8 protein-coding genes are annotated in these 5770 nt (G+C 43.0%); all 8 read left to right on the forward strand.

All coding sequences use genetic code 11. The annotated features are described in order from the left end of the window. Nucleotides 1–159: 159 nt before the first annotated feature. The 8 genes from IE070_RS16370 (at nucleotide 160) to IE070_RS16405 (ending at nucleotide 5625) form a co-directional block, all read left to right on the forward strand. Nucleotides 160–621 (forward strand): hypothetical protein, encoded by a 462-nt coding sequence (locus IE070_RS16370; protein WP_189484261.1) that lies wholly within the window; start codon nucleotides 160–162, stop codon nucleotides 619–621. Nucleotides 622–734: 113 nt separating this feature from the next. Then, nucleotides 735–1685, forward strand: a complete 951-nt coding sequence (locus IE070_RS16375) for a hypothetical protein (RefSeq protein ID WP_189484262.1) — start codon at nucleotides 735–737, stop codon at nucleotides 1683–1685. 79 nt (nucleotides 1686–1764) lie between these two features. Beyond that, on the forward strand, nucleotides 1765–2223 hold the full coding sequence (locus IE070_RS16380; RefSeq protein ID WP_189484263.1) for a hypothetical protein: 459 nt from the start codon (nucleotides 1765–1767) through the stop codon (nucleotides 2221–2223). A 161-nt stretch (nucleotides 2224–2384) separates the two neighbouring features. Then, nucleotides 2385–3947 carry an IS1182 family transposase gene (locus tag IE070_RS16385; protein WP_189484264.1) on the forward strand — a complete coding sequence of 521 codons (1563 nt, stop codon included), beginning with the start codon at nucleotides 2385–2387 and terminating at the stop codon, nucleotides 3945–3947. Between the two features lie 200 nt (nucleotides 3948–4147). Further along, complete coding sequence (locus IE070_RS16390) at nucleotides 4148–4426, forward strand: hypothetical protein (protein WP_189484265.1); 279 nt, start codon at nucleotides 4148–4150, stop codon at nucleotides 4424–4426. Between the two features lie 35 nt (nucleotides 4427–4461). After that, nucleotides 4462–4806 (forward strand): hypothetical protein, encoded by a 345-nt coding sequence (locus IE070_RS16395; RefSeq protein WP_229797117.1) that lies wholly within the window; start codon nucleotides 4462–4464, stop codon nucleotides 4804–4806. A gap of 91 nt (nucleotides 4807–4897) precedes the next feature. Continuing rightward, nucleotides 4898–5260, forward strand: coding sequence for a hypothetical protein (locus IE070_RS16400; protein ID WP_189484267.1), 363 nt, complete (start codon nucleotides 4898–4900; stop codon nucleotides 5258–5260). 56 nt (nucleotides 5261–5316) lie between these two features. Continuing rightward, nucleotides 5317–5625 (forward strand): hypothetical protein, encoded by a 309-nt coding sequence (locus IE070_RS16405; protein ID WP_189484268.1) that lies wholly within the window; start codon nucleotides 5317–5319, stop codon nucleotides 5623–5625. Nucleotides 5626–5770 lie beyond the last annotated feature (145 nt).

The raw sequence follows: 5770 nt of genomic DNA on the forward strand, positions 1-5770 counted from the left end.
GGCATGGATGTTATTAACTGATCGGCTTGAATGTTATTGAGTGATCGCCATGCGTGAAAATATGCAGGAAGTAGATGGCTTATAACAAGGCCAGCCACAGCGACGTCTTTTTCGTTGCGGCTTCGCCTCCACTACAAAGCCGCGCTTGCTGGCGGCGTTATGCATAAGGGATTCATGATGCGAAAAATAATAATTCTAATTGCTCTGCTAGGCTTCTCTTCTAAATTATTTGCATATTGTGATGGTGGATACCCGAATGTTACTGTTGTCGACGAAATAAAAAAGGCAAATTTCGTAGCCATTGGAAAAGTAACATCAAGAAAGATTGTGGTTGACCCCATAGAAGATCCTGAAGGTTACGAGGCTGAGCTATTTCAGGTCGAAATTGAAAATGTCTTATATGGCACCCCTCCGGAATATGTAGTTAAAGGGTATCTGACTCTATATAACGACAATACTTCAAGCCGCTTCAATATGGATGTAGGTGAAAGTTATCTAATGTTTGTATCGGAATACTTGGACGGTTTCTATATCAATAGTTGCGGTAATTCAGGAACAGTCATTAAAAGCAAAGAAGTTATCAAAACCATCCAAAAAATCGTTGGTGATAAACATGCATAACAAGGCCCGGCAGCGCGCAGCCTTCGGCTGCTGGACTCGCTTTGCTCGCCGCTGCGGGCGTCGTTAAGTCGTCAATACAAAACCCTATGTTACCTATATTAAAGGAACTTTTTATGCCAGCATTCCCAAATGCAGTTCTACCTAAACCAAAAGATTGGAACGAATTTGAGGAGATATGTTTATCTGCCGCTAAATCACGATGGGGCAACCCAAACTTCACTAGATTTGGTCGACAGGGACAGCAGCAAAACGGTGTAGATATCTGTGGCTATGATATATACGGAAGACTTATAGGGGTGCAGTGTAAAAATACACTGGGTACTTTGACGGAAAAGATTGTAGAAGATGAGATAAGTAATGCTGAATCTTTTACGCCTACTCTGCTGGAGCTTAATATAGCAACGAGCGCTTCATCAGATGTAAATCTGCAAAGGCACGTAATGGAGTTATCTAAGCAAAGAGTGGCTAGCGGGAAATTTGGCGTTGCAATACTTTTTTGGTCTGATATTGAACAGGATTTATCTAAAAACCGTAATGAGCTTGCAAGATTCTATCCTCAGTTTTTCAATAACAGCGCATCTTCGACAGCACCAACTGACTCCTTAAGAGATAGAGATATAAATAGAGTGCAGGAATTGCTTGAGTATATTGATGTTGAGTCGACAGGCTATTACTTGGAAATGGCTCCAAAATATGTAGCGATGAAATTTATTGAGCATGAAGAGCCAATACAAAGGGTTATTTCTAGCCCAGTTTTCATGTTGTATGATAAGGAGCTTGAAGAAAAGCTATATAGCTGGCTACAGAAATGGTTCGAGATGACAGGGCAAATTAGATTTGCGCCTTATAACTATATGGATCATCGGGACGAACTGAGCTTTATAATGCCTATGGACTTTTTCCGCACGCCTGAAGAGAACCAGATATATGAAAGGCTTCAAGTAATGCGTCAGGAGTTTCTGTCACTTCAGAATGCTTTTTGTCACTTTATTCATGAGAAATACCCTGAAATTGATTTAAAGAAAACGAGTCTAAAGGCAAGGCGTTTTCATTCAGATATATGACTTAACAAGGCCAGGCACAGCGACGGCTTTTTCGTTGCGGCTTCGCCTTCACTACAAAGACGCGCGTGCTGGCGGCGTTATGCAGGAAGATATGAAATCAGTCTCCAGTAAAACTTTCGATTTTGTAAATCACGAGCTTGAGGTCGATAAGATTATTCGATCTAAGTTTAATGATTCTCAGATGTCGAACGCAAAATGGAAAAAGCTATTCATGCTTATCTCCGTAAACTGCCCTGAAATATACGCAATATGGAAGTTTATTGATTCAGATAGCGATGGAGTAGGCCTTATTGGTTCACCTGAAATTAGTGAATTAGAAGATACCTATATTAATCATAAGTTCTGGTTTGGCCCTCGATATTACAAAGAAATTCAATGGCTAAGCTTTCCCAAAATCGTGAAAAAGGCAGGCTTTGAAAATGTGCCAGTATGCAACACGGTTCAAAATACAGATTTTTTACTGAATGAACTGAATAAAGTTGGTCACTGGCCAATTGAGGAGACTAATAATGGCTTTACTATTTTTGGTCATAGATAAGTTTACGCATAACAAACCGCGTCATTCAGGGCCTTCAGCCCTTGCGACGCTCACAAGTTCGCGCGCATGCGCGGGGCGTTGAGGCTGTAGAAAAACCTCTTTTCATGCGATCGTGTTTGTGATCAAATAGCGTTGTCTGATTAAAAAGTGGACAACGCCTAATGCCTAAATATATCCCTTACGATTACAATCAAAATGCCATGGTGGTGATTAATTACCTTGATCAACTCCAGCCTGGCACCTTTGAGCATGCCATTCATTACCTGATTGATAACAAACTGGACTTATCGATATTTCACTGCAAATACCAGAATGAAGATAACGGCCGTCCGGCGTATGATCCTGCTGTGTTATTAAAAATTATTCTATTTGCCTACTCTAAGGGCATTACCTCGAGCCGTGAAATCCAGTGGTGCTGCGAAACGAACATTATCTTTAAAGCCTTGTCGTGCGATACCGTGCCGCACTTTACGACTATTGCGGCCTTTGTCAGTGGCTCATCGGTGCAAATTGCCCAGCTGTTTGAGCAGGTATTGTTGGTTTGCCATCAACAAGGGTTGTTAGGTAATGAACTATTCGCTATCGATGGCTGCAAAATGTCCTCTAACGCTGCCAAGGAATGGTCAGGCACCTTTAAAGAGCTGAGCGCTAAACGGGATAAACTCAAGCGGCAAATTCGCTACCATCTGGAACAGCATAAAAAGTTGGATGCGCAGGCCAATGCCGATGACGAGCGCAAAGCGCGGCACCAGCAAAGTATTGAAACGCTGAATAAAGCGCATGACAAAATCGAACACTTTTTAAAGACCGCCAGTCCACGGATGGGCCAGGGTAAACGATGCAAGGAAGTAAAAAGTAATATCACCGACAACGAATCGGCCAAGATGACCACCAGCAAAGGCACTATTCAGGGATACAACGGTGTGGCTGCTGTGGATAAGAAACATCAGATAATAGTGGATGCACAAGCGTTCGGTGAAGGACAAGAGCACCATACCTTAGTGCCGGTGTTAGAAAAGATAAAGCAGCGCTATAAACGGATGGGGATTAGCGAGGATATCTTTGCCGGTAATACCATCGTGACGGCCGACACCGGCTTTGCTAATGAAGCCAATAACCGCTTCCTGTACGAGCAACACATCAATGGCTATGTACCGGATAACCAGTTTAGAAAGCGCGACCCGAAATTCAGTGAGCAAAAACAAAAGTACGGCAAGCGGCATCAAGACAAAACAAAAGGGCAAAAGCCTATCTTCCCGTCTACCGCCTTTGTATTTGACCCCATAGCCATGACGTGTATTTGCCCTGCGGGTAATAGGTTAACAAATTGGGGAATAAGAACTGAGCCGAATGGACGACAGCGGGTGCTGTTTAGCGGCAGATTACTGCACTGCCGCAATTGCGATTTAAAAGAGCAATGTATGCAAACGCCAGAGTCAGCCAATCACCGAAAAGGCAGCGGTCGACAGGTATCGTTTTTACTCAGAGCCAACGCATCGCCAAATTACACCGATTGGATGAAACAGCGTGTAGATAGCGAGTTAGGTAAGCAAATATACAGTCATAGGATGTCGGTAGTAGAGCCGGTGTTTGGCAATATTGGGACGAACAAAGGGCTAAAACGGTTTAGTTTGCGCGGTAAAACCAAGGTGCAAGGCCAATGGCAGTTGTTCTGTATGGTGCATAACCTGGAGAAAGTAAGTCGTTATGGCAAGGTGGGGTAAAGCGAGGTGAAGAGTTGCCTAAACTCCGCTAATAGCGAGGCTATAAAACCAAATTAACATCGGAATAAATCTTGTCTTGAAATTCTCACCAGAAACCTGCAAAGTTGATAACAAATAATAAACAGAATAGCCGAAGTGGAAATGCTGTGTTCTGAACAGGTTTTTCTACAGGCTCGTTATACGTAGAGGAGATTCAGCAGATGGAGCTTAATTCAATTGAAGATGTTAATGCACTTGATGAGTACCAAAAACTAAAACAAATTGAACGTATTGAGAAACAATTACATCGACTGAGTTATGTGCCTGCAATTTTTTGTGCGGGAATGATTATCTGGATATTTGTGTTTACTTGGTTGGCGGCATCATGGACAGCAATGCATTTACTACCAGTTGCGATAGCTATTAGTAGTGTTGGTTATTCAAATGTCCAACGCACTGATTTGCTGAAGCAGCTCTTTAGATTAAAGTACGGTGCATAATCTACGTATAACAAACGCCATCAAAAACGCGCCCGTTGGGCGCTCGACTCGCAACAAGTTGCTCGCGTTTGTGGCGGGCGTTAAGTTTCTCGGAGCAGCAATTGCCTATCAACATTTACAATAGCGACACTTCGGAGAGAGTTGATTGGCTCTGTGATGAAGATTGGGAATTACCTTCCCAAATCGAAGAACTTAGCGTTTGGCTTAAGAAAAATAGTGATCAGCTAAAACCTGCGAAATATGTAGCAGATATTGGATTCGATATTCGTCCTGACGCTTGCGGTGGTGGCGCAGTACTGAGTGTCGAATCTATGCGCATCATGTCGTATTTAGGTATGGAACTATTTCTGTCTGAATATCCCGACGGAGATGGTGAATAAAACTTAACAAGGCCAGGCACGGCGACGGCTTTTCCGTTGCGGCTTTGCCTTCACTACAAAGCCGCGCGTGCTGGCGGCGTTAAATTTCATCATGAAACAACTAACTTTTGCGATTTTAGCATTTCTATCAGTAGGTTCTTATGCAGAAGAAAGGCTATTTATTGGCACGTACACCGAAGGTTTCGAGTGGAGTTATTTTATTAAGTGCGGCTCTTCAGAAAAGCTATGGATCGAATACTCTCCTGCGGTTTTAGAATTGAAGAAAGCGTTGGAAAATGATGGTGTTCGCTTTTCTTACCATCTCGGCGATCTGAATCCAATGGTTCCGGTCAAGCTGAAAGGTAATTTATCTAAAGAGGGTAAATGGGGACATCTAGGTCAGTACAAGCATCAACTTAATGTAACCCAATATATTTCACATGGCTCGGCAGCGGGGGCAGAATGCAAAATTTAACAAGCAAAGGCAGCCGACGCTTGCCGCGCAGCTGCTTTGAGCGTTAGGGACTCGATGTGAAAACGCTTCTAGGTGTGACGATATTGTCCTTGGTTGCATTATCTCTTTGGCTTATTGATGACTATTTTTTTGTGAAGAGTGGTCAGCCGCTTAACTATTGGTCCTCGGGTTTCATTGAGAAACTCGCATTTTTGCTGCTGGTACTTGGTTTTTTCACTGTGAGTTATAGAACCCTTGAGCTGAGCGATGTGGTTAAAAAGCTTTTTATCTCTTTGTTAATAACAGCGATTGCTGTTCCGAGCTTTATCTTTATATCATTTTTAATAGTTCTCAATTTTCATTTGTTTATCGGTGGTACCTTGTGAAGAACGTCCCTAACAATCGCCATCAAAAACGCGCCCTCTGGGCGCTCGACTCGCAACAAGTTGCTCGCGTTTGTGGCGGGCGTTAGGCTAAAAGAGTGAGAACCGAACGGACATGAAGCATCTATTAGTAGGCATATTGGTGCCA

It is taken from the genome of Alishewanella tabrizica, from assembly GCF_014652375.1.
Classification (GTDB): domain Bacteria; phylum Pseudomonadota; class Gammaproteobacteria; order Enterobacterales; family Alteromonadaceae; genus Alishewanella; species Alishewanella tabrizica.

Bases quoted from the DNA above. Each gene is read 5' to 3' on its own strand.
- IE070_RS16370 (WP_189484261.1), top strand. From the start codon at position 160: ATGCATAAGGGATTCATGATGCGAAAAATAATAATTCTAATTGCTCTG.
- IE070_RS16375 (WP_189484262.1), top strand. From the start codon at position 735: ATGCCAGCATTCCCAAATGCAGTTCTACCTAAACCAAAAGATTGGAAC.
- IE070_RS16380 (WP_189484263.1), top strand. From the start codon at position 1,765: ATGCAGGAAGATATGAAATCAGTCTCCAGTAAAACTTTCGATTTTGTA.
- IE070_RS16385 (WP_189484264.1), top strand. From the start codon at position 2,385: ATGCCTAAATATATCCCTTACGATTACAATCAAAATGCCATGGTGGTG.
- IE070_RS16390 (WP_189484265.1), top strand. From the start codon at position 4,148: ATGGAGCTTAATTCAATTGAAGATGTTAATGCACTTGATGAGTACCAA.
- IE070_RS16400 (WP_189484267.1), top strand. From the start codon at position 4,898: ATGAAACAACTAACTTTTGCGATTTTAGCATTTCTATCAGTAGGTTCT.